The sequence below is a fragment of the Gordonibacter sp. An230 genome (assembly GCF_002159915.1).
Taxonomy (GTDB): domain Bacteria; phylum Actinomycetota; class Coriobacteriia; order Coriobacteriales; family Eggerthellaceae; genus Rubneribacter.
Map to the genome: position 1 here is coordinate 1 of NZ_NFJP01000013.1, position 23,221 is coordinate 23,221.

Genomic DNA, 23,221 nt, shown 5'->3' on the forward strand with positions numbered 1-23,221 from the left:
TGTGTATAAGTGACAGCCCTCCCTCCCTTGCGCAGATTGCGCGCGTTTGGATACCGGCCCGTCGAAAAGCGGTAAAATACCGAAGCTTGGTTCCGCATCCGTAGGAGACTGCTCATATGCCAATCGACATCGACACTTTGAATGGGCCGCAGCGCGAGGCGGTCACCACGATAGACGGGCCGCTGCTCGTGCTCGCCGGCGCCGGCTCGGGCAAGACGCGCGTGCTCACGTACCGCATCGCGAACCTCATCGAGAACCACGACGTGGCCCCGTGGGAGATCCTGGCCATCACGTTCACGAACAAGGCGGCCGCCGAGATGCGCGAGCGCCTGTCCGGCCTGGTGGGCCCGCGCTGCCGCGGCATGTGGGTGTCTACGTTCCACAGCATGTGCGTGCGCATCCTACGCGCCGATGCCGAGCGCTTGGGCTTCACGAAGAGCTTCACCATCTACGACACCGACGACCAGAAGCGCCTGTACAAGGAGATCATGGCCGAGCTCGACATCGACCCGAAGCGCTTCCCCGTGAACGCCCTCATGAACCGCATCTCCACGGCGAAGAACGAGCTGGTGGTGCCCCTTGAGTTCGAGAAGCAGGCGAGCGACCCGGTGGGGAAGGTGGCCGCGCGCGTGTACGCGTGCCTGCAGGAGCGCCTCAAGGCCGCGAACGCCTTCGACTTCGACGACCTCCTGCTGTACGCCTACCTGCTGCTCAAGAACCACGCGGACGTGCTCGATGCCTATCAGGACCGCTTTCGCTACCTTATGGTGGACGAGTATCAGGACACGAACCACGCCCAGTACGCCATCACAGGCCTTCTGGCCGCCAAGCACAAGAACATCATGGTGGTGGGCGACGACGACCAATCCATCTACAGCTGGCGCGGCGCCGACATCCGCAACATCCTCGAGTTCGAGCAGGACTACCCCGAGGCCCATGTGGTGAAGCTCGAGCAGAACTACCGCAGCGTCGGCAACGTCCTCGCGGCTGCGAACGCCGTGATCGCCAACAACCAGCACCGCAAGGCGAAGAGGCTCTTCACCGCCGCCGAGGATGGCGACAAGATCCAGGTGTACATGGCTTCCGACGAACGCGACGAGGGCCGTTGGATAGCAGGCGAGATAGAGAAGCAGCGCGCGGCGGGCCTCACGTACAACCAGATGGCCGTGTTCTACCGCACGAACGCGCAGAGCCGTATGCTTGAGGACATGCTGCTGCGCGCGGGCGTGCCCTACCGCATCGTGGGCGGCACGCGCTTCTTCGACCGCGCCGAGATCCGCGATGTGATGGCCTACCTCACGCTCGTGGTGAACCCGGCCGACGACATCGCAGCGAAACGCGTGATCAACGTGCCGCGCCGCGGCGTCGGCAAGACCACCGTCGAGCGCATCGAGCAATTCTCGCGCGAGATGGGCATGCCGTTTTTGGAGGCGGCGGAGCTGGCCATCGTGGATCCGGAGCTGCGCGCATCCGCGCGCCAGGCGGTTGCCGAGTTCGTGGGGCTCTTGAACGAGGCGCGCACTTACGAAGGCGATCTGCGCAAGATCGTCGAGGCTATCGTCGACAAGAGCGGTCTTGTCGATGCCCTTCAGGCTGAGAACACCGACGAAGCGCGCGGGCGCATCGAGAACATCCAAGAGTTCTTGGGCGTCGTGGACGAGTTCTCGGACACGCACGACGAGGAGGATGCCGACTACGCTGCTCCTACGGCGGATGGCGGCGAGGACACGGCGGACGGGGCCGACGAGCCCGTGCGCGTCTTGCGCGGCGACTCGCTCGCCGACTTCATCGAATGGGTTCGCCTGCGCACCGACCTCGACACGGTGGCCGAGGACGGGCATGCCGTCACCATGATGACCGTGCACTCGTCGAAGGGCCTCGAGTTCGACTGCGTGTTCGTGGCCGGCATGGAGGAGACGCTGTTCCCCCATATGAACAGCGTCGGCGATGCGGCAGGCATCGAGGAGGAGCGGCGGCTCGCCTATGTGGCCATCACGCGCGCCCGCAAGCGGCTCTACCTCACCTGCGCCTACGCGCGCCAGATATTCGGTCAGACGTCGTCGAACCCCGTGTCGCGCTTCGTCCAGGAGATCCCCTCCGAGCTGCGCCGGACCACGGGCCTCGGCTCGGCCGGCTTCAGTGGCACGGGCTGGGAGAAACGCGGAAGCCGCAAAGGGATAGCGGGCAGCGGCGCGGAGGCCGGAGGCGGGCGCGTGTTCGGGCGCTCGAGCGCCTCGGGGTCGGCGGGTCGCGCCGACGCGCGGCAGGGCCGCGTGGCCGGCAGCTACGTGCGCCCCGGCGCAGAGAAAAAGGCTGCTGCGAAGATGGCGTTCGCAAAAGGGGATGCCGTGGACCACAAGACGTTCGGCCGTGGAACGGTCGTCAAGGTGGACGGCGACACGCTTCACGTGAGATTCTCCAAGACCGGTCAGACGAAGAAGCTGCTGAAGGACTACGCTCCCATCGTGAAGATCGGCGGCTGACGTTTCGGCGGGTGTCGAAGCGGCGGGTCGACGCGCAGGAGGCGACGGCCCCGGCTGGCGTTGCACCCGCCGGGGCCGTCGCCGTGAGGCCGCTGCGGGGAGGGGCGACGGGCCTCTTGGACGCCGTGTCGGCTACACGCCGCCTGCGTTCTCGTCGGCCAGCTTGCCGAACGCGAGCGCGCGCCGAGCTGCGACTGCCCACGGTGACGGGATACTCCGCCAGATAGCGCCCGTCCTGTATGTTGTCTGCAACGCGCAGTTCCTGATGGGCTCGTCCGCGTCGTCGAGCGGGCGCAGGTCGTCGCACCCAGGGCCGCCATGGGCACGAGCACGCCAGCGCTGTCGAAGCGGCACGCGTAGGCTGGCGGCGCGTCCATGGGGAATAGGCGGCTGGACGCTTGCCGAAGCCCTCGTCGACGCTTTTGCGGTCGGATCGTTGTAGCGCTCGATGGGCGTCTTCGCATTCTCGGCCGGCAGCCCCATGCCCTCGACCGGATCCTCGACGGTGTCGGCTCCGAGGGCGACGACGCCTCGAGCGCCTTTCCGATGCAACGACCGGGATGAAGACCCCGTCGTCATTCCCAGGCGGCGCGGAGGGTGGCGCGTGCGCCGCGACAAGGGCGGTTCGCCAGCTCGATGCAGCCTCCGTGCGCGTGCGCGATATCGGAGGCGATGGAAAGTCCCAGACCGTAATGGGAGGCTTCCGGAGCCGACGGACTGCCCGGCTTGGCAGCTCCTTCACCGCATGCGCGGTCTGACGCGCCGTCTTCGGCGCGCTTGACGTCGCCTGCTGCAGCGCTGTCTGAGCCCCTGCCGCATCCTCGATCGACATCGGCGCCTCCCTTGCGATCGCCGTCCGCGGCTCCGGCACGGCCGCCAGTCGCAATGGCGCCGTCGCAGCGCTCGCGGCCGGTCCCGATACGGGCGCGGGAAGCATCGTCTCGGAAGAAGCGTTCGCAGCCGCGGGAGAGCGCCGCGGGTGTGAAGCCCGCGCCCTCGTCCTCGACGGTAAGGGCGAGCATCGGCGCCGCGCCGCTGAGGGCGCCGTCCTCGCCGGTCGTTCGCTTTCCCGCCTTTCCGTCCTCGCTTTGCTTTCGCGCGCTCGGTGTCCGTGCTGCCTTCTCGTTCGCATCCGTCGCTCGTGCTCCCGCGTCGTCTGCGCTTGTCATCAGCCCTTCTGCCGTCCATGCGCGCGTCTTTTGCGTCTGCGCGTCTTCGAGCGCGGGTGCAGCCTTCGCGTCCGTCGCCCTGCCAGCGCGCAAACGAGCGTCTTCGCATGCGAACGTCAGGCGCACCGTGCTCCCTTTCGGCGCGTGGTCGCAGGCGTTCGCCACGAGGTTGAGCGCCGCGCGTTCGAGCGCCGTCGCATCGCAGACAAGGGGCACTGCCTCCGCGCGCCTGATGAAGCCCCTCTCCCTCACAGCTTCGAGGCGCACGCCAGCCGCATCGGCCACGCGCCGCGCCGCCGTCTCGCATGCGTTCGCCCATGCCGCGGCGTCGATGCGCTCTCGGTGCGCGCCCGTCCCGCCGTCGCGCGACGCATCGATGATCAGGCGCACGTACGCGTCGAGTCGACGGGCGCCCTCGGCCGCCGCCTCTGCGGCTTGGAGCGCGTCGAGGGAGAGCCCCTCCTCCTCGCTGAGGAACTCGGCGTTCGCGCGCACCACGGTGAGCGGCGTCTTCAGGTCGTGCGCGAGCGCCGCCATCTGCGCGCGCTGCGCCTCCTCCGCCTGCCAGCGCCCTTCGAGCGACTCCTTCAGCGCCACGCGCATGCGCTCCATGGCCGCCAGCACGTCGTTCACCTCGCGCACGTTCGTGTGCCCCGTCTCAAAGTCGAGCTCCTGCCGCTCGATATGGGCGGCAGCCAGGACGAGGGGGCGCATCTTCGCCGAGATAACGCGGGCGGCACGTGTGGCGATGAGGGCCATCGCGGCGACGAACAGTATGCCGAGCAGCGCCGTTGCGAGCGATTGCGGGTCGGGCAGCGCGTCGCGCAGTTCGCGCGAGGTGAAGTCGGGCACGAAGTCGTATTGGAGCACGCAGGTGCCGCCGTCGGGAAGCGTCGCCTTCACCTGCAGCATCGCGCTGCCGAGCAGGCCCACGTGCGTCACGCTCTCTCCGGATTCGAGGACGTTTCGCGCTTCGGACGCTTCGGCGGCGGACATGTCGGAAGCGAGCGGGGAGCCGTCGGCGTCGAAGACGGCCCAACGGTAGCACGAGGGAAGCTCTTCGGGGGCGAGCTCGCCCGTCTCCAGCGCGCCGATGACGGCGTCGGCGTTGCTCTCGGCGTAGTTCGCGGCGTACACGACGCCTCCTTCGACGAGTGCGAGGAGCGTGCCGAACGTCGCAACGGCGACGAGCACGGTCGCCATGAGGGCGTAAACGAAGTAGCGTGCGATGACGAGCGCGAGCGGCATCCCTTTGCGGCGCTCCGGGCGACGTCGACGTGCGCCTTCGCCTCGAGCGGACGCAGACGATTCTCGCGCCAACCGCTCGCGCACGTGCCGTCCCGCTCGATCCCTCATCGCCGCCATGCTCCCTCCTTCCCCTCGCCGCCCTCGATGCCGACCGGAGCGCGGTGCCCTACAGCTGCCATTTGTACCCCATCCCCCACACCGTGCCCACCGGGTCGGCGCCCAGTGCGCGCAGCTTCGCGCGAGCACGGCTCACGTGCATGGACACGGCCGCATCGTCGGAGGCGCTGTCCCATCCCAGCACCGCCTCGCGCAGCTGCGCGCGCGAGAACACCTGGCCGCGCCGACGCGCCAAAAACTCGCAGATCTCGTACTCGGTGGGGGTGAGCTGCGCGCGCTCGCCGCCCACGGACAGCTCCTTGGCGCCCAGGTCAAGCCGCACCGCGCCGAACGTGAGAGCCTGCCTGTGCTCTCTGTGCTCGCGGCGCAGATGCGCGGCCACTTTCGCGCGCAGTTCGGCGTTGCCGAAGGGCTTGCGGAGGTAGTCATCCGCTCCCAGTCCCAAGCCCATCACGGCATCCTCCTCGGCCACCTTCGCCGTGAGGAAGATGATGGGCGCGTCCACTTCGTCGCGGATGCCGCGCACCAGCTCGAAGCCGTCCAGGCCGGGCATCATCACGTCGCAGATGATGAGGTCGAAGCGCGAGAGGTCCATCTGCCGCGCTCGCAACGGGTCGGCGCAGCCCTCCACCTCGTGCCCGTCGCGGCGCAACACGCGCGCGAGCACATCGAGGATCGCTTGCTCGTCGTCTATCGTTAGGATGCGCGCCATGTCCGGCCCTCCTCGCGCGTCTCTCTTGGTGCTCGGCTGCCAGAGCCGCGCTCGTCGCGGGCTCGCGCGGCCCGGGCAGCCGGCTTCGTCGGCGGTGGTTGCACGACCGCCTGGGCGGTGCGGGTCGCCGCTGATGGGGCCCGCGCGGCGGTCCAAGCGGGCATTGCCGTCTTCGCCGCTCGAATCGCCGCCGGAACCGGCGGCTTCCGTTCGGTCGTCCGCGACATCGCCCTGGTGGCCGCCGACCGCATGGCTGCCCGAGCGGCTCGTACCGTCGTCCGGGCCATCGCCGTCCGAGCGGCGGGCCTCTCCGCGAACCGTGCGATCATAGCATATCCGCAGCCGCGCGGGGAACGTCCTCTTCGGCGACGTATTCCCATGTCACCGTCGTGGCGCCTTTCACCTGGAGGCGCATCCACGCGAAGGGCTCGTCGCTTGCGGACGGCGCGGGCTCCTCCGCGCTGCCGACCTCCGTGGACGATGCGGGAGCCTCGGCGCCGTCGGCCTCTGCCGTTGCCGCGGGCTGCTCCGCCTCGCCCAGTTTCGAGCCGAACGCGTTCACGCTCACGCGCAACGGGGCGCCTTGGGCGTCGACCGCGTCCACGAGGTAGCGGTAGTCGTCGTAAGCCCCGCTCGCATCACGCCAGGAATCCACGTAGGAATCCGCCGGGGGCACGCGCGCGTACGCTGTCGCGCTCGGTGCGAGCGGGTTCGCGCGGTCGATGAGCTGCGAGACGATGTTTCCCGGGAACAGGTTGGCTGCCAAGGCTGCAGCTGCGAGCGCGACGATGCAGACGGCGGCGAGCGCAACGCCCGAAAACGCGATCTTTCGGCCCATGAGGGGCCTCCTTCCTCTTCGAGTCGGATGAAACGCGGCAGGGCGCCCGAGGTCCCGCCGCAGGTGGTGCCGCGTGCCGCGGCGGACGGTCGGGATGCGGCCGTCCGCAACCGTCCAGGGCGCTCCGAACACGCTGAGCGCAGCGGTGCGGCAGTGGGGCGCGGCGACAGAATCGTGCGACATGCGGCGGCGGGGTGGCGAGATGCGTGGCGTCGGGGTGACGGGCGGGCATCGAAGCTTGCCTAGCGCCCACCGTGCCGCACTCCTCCTGCCGGCAGAAGCGCTCCGCGCGACGCGGGCGGCTATTCCCCGGCGCGACGCCTGTCCTCGTAGCGGTTCGCCCGCGCAAGCGAGACGGCTGCGAGCGCCGTCGTGAGGATCGCGCACGTAACCGCCACCTGCGAGAACGCCGAGACGAGCGCGCTTTCCTGCCCAGCGGCGCCCAGTTGCCCGGCCACTGCCAGCTCCACGGTCAGCGAGGCGAGGCGCGAGGGCCATGCAAAGGGGAGAAACGCTGCCAGCTCCACGCCGAATTCGCCGCTGAGCGTTCCCGTGACCAGCCCGTTCGCCAAACCTCCCATAGAACCCATCGCAAGGAGGAACCCCAGCGCGCCCGCGCCGATGGCGGCGTTGCGCCCGAAACGCAGCGCCGTCCATGTTAGGACGACGTACAGCCCGATGCTGCCCGCCGCCACGCCGCCGGCTGCCGCCAAGCACGTTGCGAGCGGGGGAGTCGCGCGTCCCGCAGCCGCCACCGGGGCGAAGAACGCCAGCGCCGCGACGACGGCCGCTGAAAGCCCGAGAGCCCACAGCGCCGCCGCCTTCGCCGCCAGCGCGATGCGGCGCGAGGGGACGCCCAGGAGGTTCGCGCATTCGCCCGCCTCGCGCTCCGCGTCGAGCGCAAGCCCGCAGGACAGCCCTGCGAGCAGCGGCGCGCCCGCGCCCAGCAGCTGGAAGAACGCGTCCGCGCCGAGAAGGCTGTCCCACGGCGCGTAGCCGAAATAGGCCCCGGCCGCCAGGCCGAGCGCAAGCGCGAGCGCCAGGTGCAGCGGCGCGAGCGGGCTGCGGCGCAGCTTAAGGGCTTCGGAGCGCAAGGCGCGCGTGAGCCTCGCAGCCGCCGACGCGCGCCGCATGCCGGCTTCGGAGCGCACGGCGCGGCCGTCCGCGCCGCAGGGGCGGCGGATCGGCTCGCGCGCCCCATCGCCCCCGCGACCTTGGTCGCAGTCGCGGGCGCGCATGCCCGCGCGGTTTGCGCGGATGCTGTCGCGGGCTTCGCGATGCGCCCCGCGCTCCCCATGCACGCCCTGGGCGCATCTGGGGTTCGAATCCCCAGGCACTCTCGCATGCCCCCAGGATCCTGCCGCCTTCATCGCGCCTCCCTCCCCGCGTACCAGCGCGCGCCCGCTGCGGCGAGCGCGGCGAAGAGCGCAAGCGCCACGAAGAGGCCCGCCGCCGTCTCCCAGCCAAACGCCCCCAGCGCGTCGCCCGGGGCGAGCGGCACGCCCGAGGGCGCCACGCCCACGAGGGGGGATACCGCCACGAGCGCCGTGGTCGGCGGGAACAGGAACCACCAAGGGCTCGTCCACAGCCCGATGCCCAGCCCCAGCTGCGCGAGCGCGGGGATGGCGATGCCCGCAAGCGAGCCGAAGCGCGTGGCCAGCGCAAGCGAGGCCGGCACCGCCCAGGCGTTGGCCGCCGTCAGCATCGCCGCCGTCGCAAATCCCGCCAGAGCGCCGGGCGCGGCCCCGCCGAGCGCGCGCACCAGGATGGAGGCGGCCAGCACCACGAGGTTCGCGGCGAACACGAGCGAAAGCGCGTAGGCCGTCTTCGCCCACCAGGTGCGCGCGGGCGGCACGGGAAGCCCCAGCACCGGGCGCAGCTTCTGGCGGGCATCCAGGTTGGCGACGGAGGTGGCGATGAGCGCGATGGCGATGGGCAGCGGCAGCGCGTACCACCAATTCCAGCCGTAGGTGGAGAACGCCCCGACGGCCCCTCCACCGCCGATGCCGCCTGCAAGTGCTCCCATCAGGCAAAACGGCAGCGGCATGAGCAGCGCGATCTTGCGCGGCGCGCCCCGGCGGCCCTTGAGCGCCTCGGCGCGCAGCGCTGCGGCGAACCCGGCGTCCGTTTCCAGACGTTCGCTTTCGTCGCCTCTTTCGGCGCATCCCTGCATGCCCGAGCGCCCGCACTCTTTCGCGGCGATTCCTTTCGCACCGCTTTCGTCGAGCGTCGCCGCGCGTTCGGCCTGCGCAGCCGTTTGGCCTTCGGCCGCGCATCCGTCCTGCGCAGACGGCGCGCCTTTGGCGCTTGCGGAGCCTGCGCGTCCAGCCCGCGCGGCGACCATGCGGCTGGCGACCTCGGCTCCGGCCCGCGCAGCCGCCCTGCTTTGCGTCGTGGTAGCCGCCCTCGATGCTTCGCGCGTCCTCATCGCTCTCCCCCTTCTCCGTGCGCGCCGCGTCGCGACGCCGCCACCTCGCGGCACACGTCCATGAACAGCCGCTCCAGGTCGGCGGCGGGATCAAGCCTGTCCTCGTAGGCCAGCCTTCCCTGCGCGATGATGCCGATGCGATCCGCCACCTGCGCCACTTCGCCCAGGATGTGGCTCGACACCACCACCGTGATGCCCTGCTCCGGCAATGCGCGGATGAACCCGCGCAGATCCTCGATGCCGATGGGGTCGAGCCCGTTGGTCGGCTCGTCCAAGATGAGCAGCCGTGGCCGCGCGAGAAGCGCGAGCGCTATCCCCAGGCGCTGCTTCATGCCCATCGAGAAGCGTCCGGCGCGCTTGGAGCCCGTATCCGTCAGGCCGACCGTCCGCAGCACCTCGTCGATGCGCTCGTCGGGGATGCCCAGAAGCGTCGTGCGCACGCGCAGGTTCTCGCGCGCGGTCAGGTTGGGGTAGAGCGGCGGCGTCTCGATGAGCGAGCCGATCGAGCGCAAATCCTCCCGCCGCCACGGCCGCCCCGCCACCGTGATCTGCCCTTCGGTGGAGTGCAGCATGCCCGCCACCATTTTGAGCAGGGTCGACTTGCCCGCTCCGTTCGGCCCGAGCAGCCCGTACACCGCGCCCTCGGGCACATGCAAAGACACGCGGTCCACCGCCGCCTGCGCCTGCGCGCCGCGACCGAACCGCTTGGTCAGCATCCGCGTCTCCAACGCCCATTCCATCGAATCCGTCCTTTCCGTTCGCGCTCTTCGTCGTTCACGTCGCACATTCTGCCTATCCGGCCCCGGCGGTCGCGCATGTCATGCGCCGCGCGTCCCGGCGGGTCCTTCATCGAACGGAAACCAGCATGCGCCCTGAATCTAACGAAGCCTTAACGGCGGGGAAGGTTTTTCGCCGGCGCGGCGCGATGCCTCATCGTCGGCGCGTGCCCCGCGCCGTCGCCTGAGGCGACCGCTTCAGGCGCGAAAGGCGATCGTTTCAGGCGACGGCGCCCCGACGCGTCCGACGAGGGTCGGGCGGGGGCGCGGGCGCGCCCGTGGGAGCGGGGTGTCGGGACGGTGCACACGAGGCAGGAGCGCAGACGCACTCGCAAGGGCAGGGGCGCGGGGACGAGGTGCAGACGTGCCCGCAAGGGCAGGGGCGCGGGGCGTGCTCATAGGGAAGTGGGGGAGTCGGGGCGAGGTGCGGGCGCGCGCCCGCAGAGGCAGGGTGCCGGGACGGGATGGGCGCGGGGCGGGTGCGGGCGCGGCCATGGAGAGGTGGGGCGCTTGCGCGACGCGCGCGGGGCACGTGGGCGCGGCCATGAGGGCGCGGACGGTCGAGGTGCGCGGACGCGGCGTTCGGCGCTTATAACCGAACGCCGCTGATGCCAACTTCCAGAAAGGGATGGCGGGTTGTCGCCGATCCGATGCCGTCCTTATCCCCCCGGGAGGCTCAGAGGCGTTCGCCCGCATCCGAGGGCTTTGCAGGGCGTTCGCCCGTGTCGGGAGGGTCTACCTTGCGCAGCCTGGGCACCAGGCGCGGGCCGAGGGCGCGGCGGCGATGCCGCCGAGGGCGCTTTCGCGCAGCTCGAAAGGAAGCGAGCGGCCCACTGCGTACAGGGCTTCGACGGTCTGGTCGAAGTCGACGAGGTTGCCGATGCCCGCGAGCGCTATCTGGGCGCTTGCGAGGGCGACCGCGGCCCCGGCGGCGTTGCGCTTCTGGCACGGCACCTCCACCAGACCCGCCACCGGGTCGCACACAAGCCCCATGAGGCTCATGAGCGCGTTGCCGGCCGCATCGAGGCACTGCTCAGCCGAGCCGCCCAAAAGCTCGACGACGGCCGCGGCGGCCATGCCCGCAGCCGAGCCGACCTCGGCCTGACAGCCGCCCTCCGCGCCCGATACGGTGGCGTTGCGCGTGACGAGGTAGCCCACCGCCGCCGCAGCGGCCAGACCGCGCACGAGGTCGTCGTCCGACAGGCCGTGCGAGCGCTGCAGCGCCAAAAGCACGCCGGGGATGACGCCGGCCGACCCCGCCGTGGGCGCCGCCACGATGCGCCCCATCGACGCGTTCGTCTCGAGCACCGCCATCGAGAACGCGACGGCGTCCGAAAGCTGCGCGTCGCACGCCGACCCTCCGCGTGCGACCAGGGCCGCGAGCTTGCGCGCCTCGCCGCCGATGAGCCCGCCCATCGACGGCAGCGCCTCCTCGCGGGGCCTTTGCGCGGAGCGCCGCATCACGTCGAGCACGCCCGCCAAGTAGGCCCGCGCCCCGTCCGCGCGCCCGAGGCTGGCCGCAAGCGCCGCCTCGCGTTCCAAAAACGCCTCCGAGAGCGTCGCGCCGTGCGCTTCGCACCATGCGAGCAACGCCGCTGCGTTGGGGAAGTCGAGTTCGCGGAAGCGCTCGAGCGCCCCCGCCGCGTCCGCAGCTTCCGTCTGTCGCCCGCCGTCTGCCGACCCTGCGCCGCGCGCATCGCCCGGAATGACGCGCACGTCGAGGATGGCGGGGTGCGCCTCGATGGCGGCCTTCGCCTCAGGCCCCACGCCCTCGTCGGTTTCGAGCACCGTGTAGGCCACCGCCCCCTTGCGCTCGCGGTAGAGGCGCGTCGTGGCGATGTTCACGCCGCGCTCGCTGATGCAGGCGGCGATGTGGGCGAGCACGCCGGCCTCGTCGCGCTGTCGCACGACCACGCTCGTGCTCTCGCCGGTGATGCGCACGTCGATGCCGTCGATGCGCCGGATGACCGCCGCGCCGCCGCCCACGCTCTCGCCGCGCACGGCCATCTCGTTGCCGGCGGCGTCGATCACGCGGATGTCGATGGTGTTGGGGTGCTCGTAGTCCGTCGCGTCGGGCAGGGGCGCGAAGGAAAACGAGAGCCCGGCCTGTTCGGCCAGGGCGAACGAATCGCGAATGCGCAGGTCGTCGGCCGCAAATCCCAGCATGCCCGCCACGAGCGCCTTGTCAGTGCCGTGTCCGGAAAGCGTGTGCGCGAACGACCCCAGAAGCGAGAACTCGACGCGCACGGGCTCGGCCAGACACAGGCTGCGCGCCATGGAGGCTATGCGCAGCGCGCCCGCCGTGTGCGAACTCGAGGGCCCCACCATGACGGGCCCGATGATGTCGGTCAGTCCGAGCGTTTCCATGTCGTTCTCCTTCGCTGCCTCGTTGTGCGCGCGGGGCCATCGTAACGCATGCGGGGCCTTTCGTCTGCACTTTCGCAAGATTCGGCGACGAAATGCGGGCGGCGTCCCGACGGCGCGCTATACTAGGGCGCGCCAAAGCGCGGCGTCGGCGGGGCCGCTGGGCGCGCTTTGGGGATACGAAGCCTCGGCCCGTCCGTTTCGGGCCTTACCGTTGAAGGAGCATCGCATGCCGGCATCGACACCGATCATCGTGGTGGGGCACAAGAACCCCGACAACGACGCCATCTGCGCGGCGGTCGCGTACGCGCATCTCAAAAACGAGCTCGCACGCCGCGACGAGGCCGCCGGCCGCCCGGCGAGCTCTTACGTGCCCGCTCGCCTGGGGCCGCTGCCGCCCGAGACGGCGTGGGTGCTTAAGAGCAACGGTCTGCCCGCGCCCGAGATCATCGGCCACATTCACGCGCGCGTGCTCGACGTCATGACGCCGAGCCCCCTCTCCATCGGCCGTGACGCCACCATCTTGGAGGCCGGTCGGCTGCTGCGCCAGCACAACATCCGCGCTCTCGTGGTCACGAACGACGACGGCACGTACCGGGGCCTCGTCACCACGCGTATGATCGCGGAGCGCTACATCGCGGCGACCGACAAGCTCGAGGAGGGCGGCGCCGACGAGGTGGCGGTGGCGAACGACCTCATCGCCTCGCTCGACCAGAAAGTAGAGGACATCACCGAGACGGACGTGCTCGTGCTGGACAAGGACGGACTGCTCAAGGAAGCCGTCGAGGACCTCATGGCCAGCGAGCTGCGCGAAGCCGTGGTGCTCGATGCGGACGGGTTCGCCATCGGCATCGTCACGCGCTCGGACGTGGCGGTGCGGCCGCGACGGCGCGTCATCCTCGTGGACCACAACGAGACGCGTCAGGCCGTTCCCGGCATCGAGGAGGCCGAGGTTGTCGAGATCATCGACCACCACCGCATCGGCGACGTCATGACGACCTCGCCCATCAAGTTCACGAACCTGCCTGTGGGCTCGAGCGCCACCATCGTCACCATGGAGTACCGCCGGTTCGGCATCGAGATCCCGCGAGCCATCGCCGCGGTGCTCCTGTCCGCCATCATGACCGACACGGTGGTGCTGAAGTCGCCCACCACCACCTACGTCGACCGGGAGCAGGTGGAGCACCTCGCGGGCATCCTCGACGTCGACCCTGTGGAGTTCGGGCTGTCGGTGTTCAAGTGCCGCGGGGGAGAGGCGGGCATGCCCGTGGAGAAGCTCGTCGGCGCCGATTCGAAGGAGTTCCAGATCGGCGACGCCACGGTGCTCATCGCCCAGCGCGAGACGGTGGACCTTCCCGGCGTCATGGAGCGCGAGGAGGAGATCCGCGAGTACATGCGCCGCCTGAGGGAGGCGCACGGCTACGAGTTCGTGCTGCTCATGGTCACCGACATCGTGGCCGAGGGCAGCCAGTTTCTCTGCGAGGGGAACCGCCGCATCGTCAACCGCGCGTTCGACATCGAGTGCACGGGCGTCGGCGGCACGTGGATGCCCGGCGTGCTGAGCCGCAAGAAGCAGGTGGCCGCCAAGATACTCGGCGCATAGAACGCGCCGCGCCGTCGCGTCGCCGGTGCGGCGCCCATTGCGATTCGCGCGCCCGTCGCTTCGGCGAAGGGCGTGGTCGGTCGCGGTCTTACGCGCCGAGCGGCGAAGGCTCGCTCCATCGATCCTCGAGAAACGATACGAGGAAGTCGCAGAACATCCGGGCCTCCTCTGAGGAGGATCCGTCGTGGCGAAGCACTTCGAGCGTGCGGACGAACCGCGCGTCGGCGAGCGGTTCGAGCCGGGCGTTGCCGTCGGCGAGGCCTCCCCAGCTGCGTTCGGGCCAGAACCCCACGCCCAGCCCAAGGCCGATCATGCGCTTCACCACGGCGGGGCTGTCGCTTTCAAACGCCACGCGCGGCGCGAAGCCCGCATCGGCGCACGCCTCGTCGCACACCGTGCGGAAGGCGCGGCTTCCCGCCAGGCAGATGAACGGGTCGGCGGCCAGCTCGTCGAGCGCGAGGGGGCCACGTTTTGCGCGCTCGGCCGGCACCGCTGCCCCGATGCGCTCGGTGAAGCGTGCGACGGCAGCCGGATCGCCCGCGCGTCCGCGACCGCCGTCCCCGCGCCGCGCAGTGCGCAGGCGCACGTCCCAGCGCTGATCGGCGTTCTGCATGACGACGAAGCGGGCGTTCGGGCGGCGTGCACGGTAGGCGGCGATGGCCTCGACGGCCAGGGTGGAGGCCGACTCTATCGCGAGGCGCACGGTGGCCTGCTCGCGTCCCGCCGTCTCGGCCAGCTCGGCGGGCAGCGCGTCGAGCGCGGCCAGGACGGGTCGCACGCGTTCGTGCAGCACCGCGCCGCAAGGAGTGAGGCGCACGTTGCGCCCGACGCGCTCGATCAGCTTCACGCCCAGCTCGCGCTCGAGCCGCCTGATGGACTGCGTGAGCGCGGGCTGCGCGACGTTGAGCCGCTTCGCGCTGTTCGTGACATGCTGCGTGCGCGCCACCTCCTCGAAGTACCGAAGCTGCAAAAGCTCCATCTTCGCCCTCCTTCGCTTCTAACTCATAATATGCATATTATCATTTTATAAAAAAGTATATATTAGACAGAGGTGATGGCGAGTCGTACGCTGAGACGCGGAACACGAACGGATGCCGTCGGGGCTTCGGCGGCGAGCAAGGAACGAAGGCGAAGAGCGCATGTCGGAGGTTCTGGAGGCGGCGATGCTCGTCTGCTTCGGTTTGTCGTGGCCGATCAACGGGTACAAAAGTTACAAGGCGGGCACGGCTGCCGGGTCGAGTTGGCAGTTCATCGCGCTCATCACGGCGGGGTATGTGGCCGGCATCGCGGCGAAGTTCGCGTCCGGGACGGTGAACTGGGTGCTCGCCGTCTACCTTGTCAACCTCGTGTGCGTCGGCGCCAACTGGGCCGTGTACTTCCGCAACCGCCGTCTCGACGAGCGGCGCAAGGATGGTGTGCCTTGCCGCCCCGTCTCCGCGCATTCGAAAGCCTAGCCCGCCTGATGCGGGGCGCATGGTTTGCGGTGGGGCGTGCGGCCTGCGGCGGGGACGTGCGGTTCGAGGTGGAGGCGTGTAGCCCGCGGAGGGCGCGCGCGATCCGCAGTGGACGCGTGTAGCTCACGGCAGGGCACGCGCGATCTGCCCGCACCCTTCTCGCCTTCGTCGTGCAGACGCTCCCCATTGCTTGCGCGCCTTCGTCGTGCAGCCCATTACAGTAGATACCAGCCTGATTTGGCCATGCCCAAGGAGCTTGGCGGCTCTGGCTAGGCGATTGCCCAGCCAGCCTTCGCTTATTATCGACATGGCTCCATGCCCCCCCCCTCCCTCGCTCAGGCCCTCCATCGCCTCCGTGCAAAGCGCTCTACAGCAGCACGTCTGCGAGCGCGCGCTTCGGGACGTGATGGACGCCTTCGGCGTCGCGCCAGTAGGCGGTGGAACCGCCGGGGGACATGCTCGTCACGCGCACCTTTTCTGCGGGCTTGCCGAGCGCGAGCACGAGGTCGGGTTGGAACCGCTCGCGGTCGATGCCGAGCGCGTCGGCCACGCCGCGCTTCTTGAACGACCCCACGATGCAGCCGCCGAAGCCGGCTTCTGCCGCTTGCAGCATGATGGTCTGCGCGGCGATGCCCTCGTCCCAGGCCGTGAACGTGTCGGCGAGCGTGCGGTCGCGATCGCGGCAGATCGCGATGTAGCCGCTTGGGCGCTCTCCGGGCTCGGGTCCGTCCCAATCGGGCAGCGCCTTGGCCCAAGCGCAGCAGGAGAACACCTGCGCGCATACGCCTTCGTCGGTTGCGACGGCGTAGCGCAGCGGCTGGGCGTTTCCGCTCGACGCGACGAGGCGCGCGGCGTCCACCCACGATACGAGCGTCGCGCGGCTGAGGCGCGCGCTCTCGTCGAAGCGGCGGTAGCTCCGGCAGGTTGCGATGATGTCTTGCAGCATGGGGCCTCCTCGTTTCGCTGCGCGCCGCGCACCTTCCGTTGCCGGGATCGCCGCGCGCGTCCGTTCGCCCCGCATTATAATGGAGCGCGCCGTTTGCGCATCGCCCATACCCGACAGGCGATGCGCGAGCGCGGCGACGGGAAGCGCGCTTCGCCGAAGACGCCGCGGCGCTTCGCTGCGCACCGCCTCGCGCGTCGGGGCGCAAGGACGTCTGCGCTTCGGCGCCGCCCCTCGTCGCCGCGGGCTTTCGTCGAACCCTGTTGGAAGGAGCCTCATGAACTCGAACCGTCTGCTCGACCTGTTCTGCGAACTCGTCCGCATCGAAAGCCCCTCGCGCCGCGAGGCGGCGATGGCGGGCCGTTGCGCCGACGAGCTGCGCTCCCTGGGGTTCGAGGTGCGCTTCGACGGGTCGGCTTCGCAGACGGGGTCGGACACGGGAAACCTCATCGCGCACCTGCCCGGCACGGCGGGCGGCGCGATCGTGCTCTCGGCCCACATGGACACCGTGCAGCCGTGCGCGGGCATCGAGCCTGTCGTGGAGGGCGGCGTGGTGCGCTCGGCCGGCGACACCATCCTGTCGGCCGACGACAAGGCCGGCGTGGCGGCCATCCTCGAGGGCGTGCGCTCCGCTCTCGAGGACGGAGCCTCCCGCCCCGACATCACCGTGCTGCTCACCACCTGCGAGGAACTGCATCTTCTGGGGGCCGGGGCGCTGGCCGAGGGCGAGCTTCCTGCCGGCGCGCCGTGCTACGTGCTCGATGCCGACGGCGCTCCCGGCACCGTCATCGTCGGCGCTCCGTGCCACTGGGCGCTCAAGGCCCGCTTCTCGGGACGCGCCGCGCATGCGGGCGTCGAGCCGGAGAAGGGCGCGTCGGCCATCGCCATGGCCGCTGCGGCGGTGGGCGCGATGCCGCTCGGGCGCATCGATGAGGCCACGACCGCCAACATCGGGACGATCTCGGGCGGCTGCGCGACGAACGTCGTGCCGGATGCGTGCGCGCTGGCTGGCGAGTGCCGCTCGCTTTTCGCCGAGCGCGCCGGGGCGCAGAAGGCCGCCATGACGGCCGCCCTTAAGGACGCCGCCGCGCGCTTCGGCGGCGCGGTCGAGGTCGAATGGACGAAAAGCTACGACGCCGTGCTCTACGACGAGGATGACGAGTTGGTGCGCGGCCTCTCGTCGGCTATCCGCGCGGCGGGCCTCGAGCCGCGTTTTCATCGATCGGGCGGCGGTGCCGACGCGAACGTGCTGTGCGCCCGCGGCGTGCGCGCGGTGACGCTGGGCATCGGCATGACGGCCTTCCATTCCGTGGACGAGCATATCGCCGTGGCCGACCTCGAGGGCTCGGCGCGTCTCGTGGAGGCCCTTATCGCCGAGGGGGCGCGGGGGTAGAACCCTGCTGCTGCCGGCTCGCCGCGGGCAGTATCCTGCCGCTTCCGGTGCTTTGCCGCAGCCGGCGCGCCGCCGCAGCTGGCATCCTGTTGCCGCGGTCGTCGCAGCCGGCGCGCTGCCGCCGCAGTTGCCGTTACCGGCGCGCTGTCGCCGCGGTCGTTGCAGCTGTCGCGCCGCCGCAGTTGTCGCTTCCGGGGCTTTGCTGTCGCGGGCGGCGTCCTGTTACAGCAGCGGCGGGGCGTCCTGTCCTCGTTTTCGCTTCGCGGGGCCGCTTCGGGCGACGACGGCTCCGCGCGAGCGGAGCCCCCATCTGCGAGCCTCTTGCTCCGCGCCCTCTTTCGCGTTCTCCGCGCTCCGGGCTGCTTCGGACTCCATCTTCCGATGGCATGCGACTTGTTAACCTTAGTTGACACATTCGTGCGTTGTCCCTATAATCAAAACCGCCGGTTTCAAACCGACGGTTTTGATAAGGACACGCGCGAGGCGGCGGGAGAGACGTCCCGGGTCGGGCGCGAGGAAACAGAGCGGCGCGGCGGGGATCGGGCGGCGCGCCAAGGCGAGGCGACGGAAGGGGTGAGGGCGCTGGCGAAGCGCGATGAGGACGCGACCGAGCGGCTTTTGGCCGCCGCGCGCGAGGAGTTTTTCGAGAAGGGCTACGAAGCCGCGTCGCTGTGCGCCATCGCCGAGCGTGCCGGGTCGAGCAAGGGCGCGATCTACGTGCGCTATCCCGACAAGGCGGCGCTGTACGAAGCCGTGGTGGGACCGGTGATCGAAGAGTTGTACGCGAGGATGGAGCGCTGCTTCGACGACTTCGGCCAGATGGATCCCGCGATGCAGCGAACCGAGATGAACGCCTACGCCGACCGGGGCATCGGCTGGATGGTCGATTTCCTGTACGATCACTTCGCCGAGTTCAAGATCCTCGTGTGCGGAGGCAAAGAAGACCTGTACCAACGGTTCATGCACCGCATGGTGGAGCTGGACAGCGCCACGACGTACCGCTACATCGAGGCCGTGGGAAACGACGCCGTGACCTCGGGCCGCCTCACGCCCGAGATCATGCACATGATCAACACGGCGTGCTTCACCGGCATCTTCGAGGTGGTGGCCCACGACATGGGGCGCGAGGAGGCCCATGCCTACGTGGAGCGGCTGTGCCTGTTCTACCGTGCGGGCTGGAACACCATCTTCTACCCCGACTACGACGTGTCCGCGGGCGTGCCGAAGCCGCCGTCCGACCCTGCGGCGGCCGACGAGCTGAAACGGCTCGTGGAGGCGCGGGGAGGCTCGCCGTGACGTCCGCGGACCGGCTGCGCGCCGCGGGCGTGCGCTGCGCGGTCGACGCGCAGGGGTGGGTGCGTTGCCCGGTGTGCGGCTGCAAGACTCGCACGAAGGCGCGTCCCGACACCGTGCTGGCGAACTTCCCGCTGTTCTGCCCGAAGTGCCATCGCGAGACCGTGGTGAGCTTGGGGACGGAGGGAGGTCCGGCCGTCCGTCCGTGAGGACGCGGGCCCGCCTGCGAAGGGCGCGCAGGGCGTCCGCGCGGACGGTCGCGAGAGCTCCCTGGCGGCGCGTCTTGCCACGCGCGATGCGGCGTCCCTCGGCCTTGCTCGGGTTCCGGCCCGCGCGCGGGCGCAAGGGCGTCGCGGGCGCGACGGGCGCGTCTCGGTCTCGGCTTAGCGGAAAGGCGCCTCCGAATGGCGGAAAATCACCGATTTCGGAAACCCTCTGCCGAACGAGGCCGCGAAACGCCTGATCGCAAAGATTCGGGAGCCCTGAAGCGGCGCGAAGCGGCAAGGCGGGCTTCCGAAATCGGTGATTTTTTGCCATTTCGGACGCCGCGCTTGCGCGGAAGTCCGCGATTCGCCGCCGTCCCTGCCGTTCGCCGGGACGGCGAACCTCATAAGAGCCAGACGCATTGACGCAGAGCCGACAGGCCCCTCTGGGAGGAGGGCGCCTGTCGGCTCGTTTTCGTTTGAAGGAAAGCGGTGAGGACAGTGAAAGAGAAGACAGTCCCCTGCGCGACGGACGCGCGGGACGACCCCGGCGAAGCCGCGTCTGTTAGGCCTTCGCACGCACCGAACGAGAAGGCTTCGACGCCGCCGTTCAAGCGGCTGTTCATGTTGGCGGCTCCCCGCAAGGGGACGTACGCGGCCTCCATCGCGCTCGCCGTCGCGGGCGTGGCGTGCGGCTTTCTGCCGTACGCGGCCGTGGCGGCCATGGCCGCGGCGCTCGTGGAGGGCGTGCGCGACTTCGGGTTCTACCTCGCGTGGTGCGGCGTTGCGGCGGCGGGGCAGGTGGCGAAGGCGCTTTTGATGGGGTGGTCGACCACCGTCTCGCACGCAGCCACGTTCGCGGTGCTCTCGGAGGTGCGCCGCGCGCTTGCGGCGAAGCTTTCGCGCATGCCGCTCGGCTACGTGCTGGACACGCCTTCGGGCAAGCTGAAAGCCGCTTTCGTGGAGCGCGCCGAGCAGCTGGAGGTGCCCCTTGCGCACGTGGTGCCCGAGCTGACGGCGAACCTGCTCGTGCCGCTCGTCATCGTGGCCGTGGAGTTCGCGCTCGATTGGCGCATGGCGCTCGCCTCGCTCGCCACCATACCGGTGGGCTTTCTGTGCTACGCCGTCGAGATGCGCGATTACGCGCAGAAGTACGGCGCGGTGGTGGCCGCGAAAGGCCGCATGGGAGCCGCCATCGTGGAGTACATCGGCGGCATCGAGGTCATCAAGGCGTTCAACCAGTCCGCGGCGTCCTACGCCAAGTTCGCCGACGCGGTGCGCGCGAACTCGGGGCTCATGATGGAGTGGAGCCGCACCACGCTGCCGTGGACGGCCATCATGATGAGCGTGTGGCCGGCGGTGCTCATCGCCGTGCTGCCGCTCGGATGCCTGCTCGTGATGGACGGGTCGCTTGCCGTGCCGACGTTCATCACCGTCACGGTGCTGTCGCTCGGCATCATGGGGCCGCTGTTCGCCGCCATCATGTTCACGGACGAGATCGCCAAGATCGCCACCATCGTGGGCGAGATCGGCGAGGTGCTCGACCAGCCGGAGATGGAGCGCCCGAGCGAGCGCGCGTGCGTGCGAGGGCATGCGGTCGAGCTTGCCGGCGTGGAGTTCTCCTACGGCGGCGCGCCCGTTCTGAAGGGCGTGGACCTTGCGGTGGGCGAGGGGCAGACGCTTGCGCTCGTGGGGCCTTCCGGATCGGGCAAGTCCACCATCGCCAAGCTCGTGGCGTCGCAATGGGAGGCCGACGCCGGCGCGGTGCGCATAGGCGGGGCCGACGTGCGCACCATGCCGCTTGAGCAGGCGAACGACCTGGTGGCCTACGTGGCCCAGGACAACTACCTGTTCGACGACACGGTGATGAACAACATCCGCATGGGCCGCCCCGGCGCCTCCGACGACGAGGTGGTGGCGTGCGCCGAGGCGAGCGGCTGCCACGGGTTCATCGAGGGCCTCGAGCGGGGGTATATGACCGCGGCGGGCGGCTCGGGCGGGCGCCTCTCGGGCGGGGAGCGCCAGCGCGTCGCCGTCGCCCGCGCCATGCTCAAGGACGCGCCCATCGTCGTGCTCGACGAGGCCACGGCCTACGTCGACCCGGAGAGCGAGGCCGCCATGCAGGACGCCATCGCGCGCCTGTCGCGCGGCAAGACGCTCATCGTGGTGGCGCATAGGCTGTCCACCGTCACCGGCGCGGACAAGATCGCGGTTATCGACGATGGGCGCGTCGCGGCGTGCGGACGGCACGGAGAGCTGTTGGAGACGTGCCCGCTGTACGCGGACATGTGGAGGGCGCACATCGGCTCTGCCGATGCCGCCGACGACGAGGCGCCCGCGTCCGCGGCGTGCGAGGAGGTGCGCTGATGCTTGCCATCTACCGAAAGTTCTTCCGGTTCGCGGGAAGGCACGCGCGCGACTGGTACGTGTCCATCGTGCTCGAGTTCTTCCAGGCCATCGCCATCGCGGTGGAGATCGTCCCTTTGTTCGTCGTGCTGCGCGACATGCTGGCGGGCACGTTGTCCGCGCAGACGGCGCAGGCGGCGTTCGGGATCATGGCGGCCGCGGTGGCGGCTCAGGCGGTGCTGCACTACGCGAGCCACAAGCGAGAGATGCGCGCGGCCTACCTCATGCTCGACGACAAGCGCATCTCCATCGGCGAGCGCCTGAAGCACGTGCCCATGGGGTTTTTCAACGAGCGCAGCCTGGGCAACCTCACGGCCATCTGCACCTCCACGATGGAGGACATGGAGAGCATGGCGGGCGCCATCGTGGTGCGCATCCTCACGGGCATCATGCACGCGGCGGTGCTCTCCGTCGGGTTCGCCTTCGTCGATTGGCGCGTGGGGGCGGTTCTGCTTGCGGGCATCGCGTGCATGCTGTGGGTGAACTCCCGCATGCTGGCCATGTCGCAAAGGCATTCGCCCGCGCGTCTGGCCGCGCAGATGCGCCTGGTGGACGGCGTGCTGGAATACTTGCAGGGGCTTGCCGTGGTGAAGTCGTTCAACCTCATGGGCAACGCGACCACCTCGCTCGAACGCACCATCCGCGAAACCGAACAGCAGAACTTCTTCCTGGAGAAGAAGAGCATCCCCTACACCGTGGCCCAGCAATGCGTGCTGCGCCTGTTCGCGGTAGCGGCGGTGGCGCTGTCCGTCTGGCTGCATCTGGCGGGCGAGATGGAGCTGTTCGAGTGCCTGCTCATGATCGTCGGCGGGTTTTTCGTCTACAGCCAGATCGAGCAGTCCGGCTCGCTCGCGTTCATGCTGCCGATGGTGGACGCGTCCATCGACCGCGTGGAGGAGGTGGACTCCACGCCGCTCATGGAGGAGCGCGGGGACGTCGAGCGGGCCGCCGACGCGGGGATCGTCCTTGACGGCGTGAGCTTCTCGTACGGAGAGGGGAAGGGGGTGCGCACGGTCGTCGACGACGTGAGCCTGTCCATCCCCGCGGGGACGACCTGCGCCATCGTGGGGCCGTCCGGGTCGGGCAAGACGACGCTCGTGAACCTCATGGCGCGGTTTTGGGACGCGGACGCGGGCGCGGTGCTCCTTGGCGGCGCAGACGTCCGCGACTGGAAGCTCGACGCGCTCATGGGCAATTTCTCGATGGTGTTTCAGAACGTGTACCTGTTCAACGACACGGTGGAGAACAACATCCGCTTCGGCCGGCCCGAGGCCACGCACGAGGAGGTGATGGCCGCGGCTCGCGCGGCGCGCTGCTACGACTTCGCACGCGCCCTGCCGCAGGGCTTCGACACGGTGATCGGGGAGGGAGGGGCCACCGTGTCCGGGGGCGAGAGGCAGCGCATCTCCATCGCGCGGGCGCTTCTGAAAGACGCGCCGGTGGTGCTCCTCGACGAGGCCACGGCCAACGTCGATCCCGAGAACGAGGCCGACCTGGTGGCCGCCATCGAAGCGCTGTGCGCGCGCAAGACCGTGGTGATGATCGCCCACCGGCTGAGCACCGTGCGCCGTGCGGACCAGATCGTCGTGCTGGACGGCGGCCGCATCGTCCAGCGCGGACGCCACGACGAGCTCATGCGCGAAGACGGCCTCTACCGCCGCTTCGTGCAGGGCCGCGAGGCGGCGCTCGGATGGAAGCTGTGAGGGGCGCCGCCCCGCCGCAGGCCGTCCGGCGGGGCGGCCGGCGAAGGCGCGCGCCCGGCTTGGCGGGCGGCCTCGCGCCGCCGATTGC

18 protein-coding genes are annotated in these 23,221 nt (G+C 69.9%); 8 read left to right on the forward strand and 10 right to left on the reverse strand.

Features of this window, described 5'->3' with window-relative positions; all coding sequences use genetic code 11:
• The first annotated feature begins 116 nt into the window (after positions 1–116).
• On the forward strand, positions 117–2,483 hold the full coding sequence (locus B5F40_RS08230; RefSeq protein ID WP_087193863.1) for an ATP-dependent helicase: 2,367 nt from the start codon (positions 117–119) through the stop codon (positions 2,481–2,483).
• Positions 2,484–2,615: 132 nt separating this feature from the next.
• On the opposite strand, the gene B5F40_RS08235 is transcribed toward B5F40_RS08230, so the two are convergent.
• From B5F40_RS08235 to sdaAA, 8 genes are all read right to left on the reverse strand, one after another.
• Positions 2,616–2,966, reverse strand: a complete 351-nt coding sequence (locus B5F40_RS08235) for a hypothetical protein (protein WP_140396457.1) — start codon at positions 2,964–2,966, stop codon at positions 2,616–2,618.
• 92 nt (positions 2,967–3,058) lie between these two features.
• On the reverse strand, positions 3,059–5,017 hold the full coding sequence (locus B5F40_RS08240; protein ID WP_087193865.1) for a histidine kinase dimerization/phospho-acceptor domain-containing protein: 1,959 nt from the start codon (positions 5,015–5,017) through the stop codon (positions 3,059–3,061).
• Positions 5,018–5,066: 49 nt separating this feature from the next.
• The gene (locus B5F40_RS08245) at positions 5,067–5,729 is read right to left on the reverse strand and encodes a response regulator transcription factor (RefSeq protein ID WP_087193866.1); all 663 of its coding nucleotides are present in this window, start codon (positions 5,727–5,729) and stop codon (positions 5,067–5,069) included.
• A gap of 325 nt (positions 5,730–6,054) precedes the next feature.
• Positions 6,055–6,567, reverse strand: a complete 513-nt coding sequence (locus B5F40_RS08250) for a hypothetical protein (RefSeq protein WP_087193867.1) — start codon at positions 6,565–6,567, stop codon at positions 6,055–6,057.
• A gap of 302 nt (positions 6,568–6,869) precedes the next feature.
• Positions 6,870–7,937: a lantibiotic ABC transporter permease gene (locus B5F40_RS08255; RefSeq protein WP_239442961.1), complete on the reverse strand. Its 1,068-nt coding sequence runs from the start codon at positions 7,935–7,937 to the stop codon at positions 6,870–6,872.
• Positions 7,934–8,995, reverse strand: coding sequence for a hypothetical protein (locus tag B5F40_RS08260; RefSeq protein ID WP_239442962.1), 1,062 nt, complete (start codon positions 8,993–8,995; stop codon positions 7,934–7,936). The genes B5F40_RS08255 and B5F40_RS08260 overlap by 4 nt, the downstream gene beginning before the upstream one ends.
• Complete coding sequence (locus B5F40_RS08265; RefSeq protein ID WP_087193868.1) at positions 8,992–9,735, reverse strand: lantibiotic protection ABC transporter ATP-binding protein; 744 nt, start codon at positions 9,733–9,735, stop codon at positions 8,992–8,994. The genes B5F40_RS08260 and B5F40_RS08265 overlap by 4 nt, the downstream gene beginning before the upstream one ends.
• Before the next feature lie 771 nt (positions 9,736–10,506).
• Positions 10,507–12,138 (reverse strand): L-serine ammonia-lyase, iron-sulfur-dependent, subunit alpha, encoded by a 1,632-nt coding sequence (gene sdaAA, locus B5F40_RS08270; protein ID WP_087193869.1) that lies wholly within the window; start codon positions 12,136–12,138, stop codon positions 10,507–10,509.
• 226 nt (positions 12,139–12,364) lie between these two features.
• Between sdaAA and B5F40_RS08275 the strand changes: the two genes are divergently transcribed.
• On the forward strand, positions 12,365–13,738 hold the full coding sequence (locus B5F40_RS08275) for a putative manganese-dependent inorganic diphosphatase (RefSeq protein WP_087193870.1): 1,374 nt from the start codon (positions 12,365–12,367) through the stop codon (positions 13,736–13,738).
• Positions 13,739–13,826: 88 nt separating this feature from the next.
• On the opposite strand, the gene B5F40_RS08280 is transcribed toward B5F40_RS08275, so the two are convergent.
• Positions 13,827–14,717, reverse strand: coding sequence for a LysR family transcriptional regulator (locus B5F40_RS08280; protein ID WP_087193871.1), 891 nt, complete (start codon positions 14,715–14,717; stop codon positions 13,827–13,829).
• Between the two features lie 160 nt (positions 14,718–14,877).
• Here B5F40_RS08280 and B5F40_RS08285 point away from each other — a divergent pair, with 160 nt between their 5' ends.
• The gene (locus B5F40_RS08285; protein WP_087193872.1) at positions 14,878–15,192 is read left to right on the forward strand and encodes a hypothetical protein; all 315 of its coding nucleotides are present in this window, start codon (positions 14,878–14,880) and stop codon (positions 15,190–15,192) included.
• Positions 15,193–15,559: 367 nt separating this feature from the next.
• Here the strand turns inward: B5F40_RS08285 and B5F40_RS08290 are convergent, their stop codons facing one another.
• Positions 15,560–16,138, reverse strand: coding sequence for a nitroreductase family protein (locus tag B5F40_RS08290; RefSeq protein WP_239442963.1), 579 nt, complete (start codon positions 16,136–16,138; stop codon positions 15,560–15,562).
• A gap of 274 nt (positions 16,139–16,412) precedes the next feature.
• Here B5F40_RS08290 and B5F40_RS08295 point away from each other — a divergent pair, with 274 nt between their 5' ends.
• The 5 genes from B5F40_RS08295 to B5F40_RS08320 all read left to right on the forward strand — a co-directional run bounded on the left by B5F40_RS08295 (position 16,413) and on the right by B5F40_RS08320 (position 23,133).
• Positions 16,413–17,528, forward strand: coding sequence for a M20/M25/M40 family metallo-hydrolase (locus tag B5F40_RS08295; RefSeq protein WP_087193873.1), 1,116 nt, complete (start codon positions 16,413–16,415; stop codon positions 17,526–17,528).
• 393 nt (positions 17,529–17,921) lie between these two features.
• Positions 17,922–18,824 (forward strand): TetR/AcrR family transcriptional regulator, encoded by a 903-nt coding sequence (locus B5F40_RS08300; RefSeq protein WP_239442964.1) that lies wholly within the window; start codon positions 17,922–17,924, stop codon positions 18,822–18,824.
• Positions 18,821–19,030, forward strand: a complete 210-nt coding sequence (locus B5F40_RS08305) for a cysteine-rich KTR domain-containing protein (RefSeq protein ID WP_446718590.1) — start codon at positions 18,821–18,823, stop codon at positions 19,028–19,030. Before B5F40_RS08300 ends, B5F40_RS08305 begins: the two co-directional genes overlap by 4 nt.
• Positions 19,031–19,516: 486 nt before the next feature.
• Positions 19,517–21,391 (forward strand): ABC transporter ATP-binding protein, encoded by a 1,875-nt coding sequence (locus B5F40_RS08315; protein WP_239442965.1) that lies wholly within the window; start codon positions 19,517–19,519, stop codon positions 21,389–21,391.
• A complete protein-coding gene (locus B5F40_RS08320; RefSeq protein ID WP_087193875.1) occupies positions 21,391–23,133 on the forward strand; it encodes an ABC transporter ATP-binding protein in 1,743 nt (580 codons plus the stop codon). Before B5F40_RS08315 ends, B5F40_RS08320 begins: the two co-directional genes overlap by 1 nt.
• Positions 23,134–23,221: the final 88 nt, after the last annotated feature.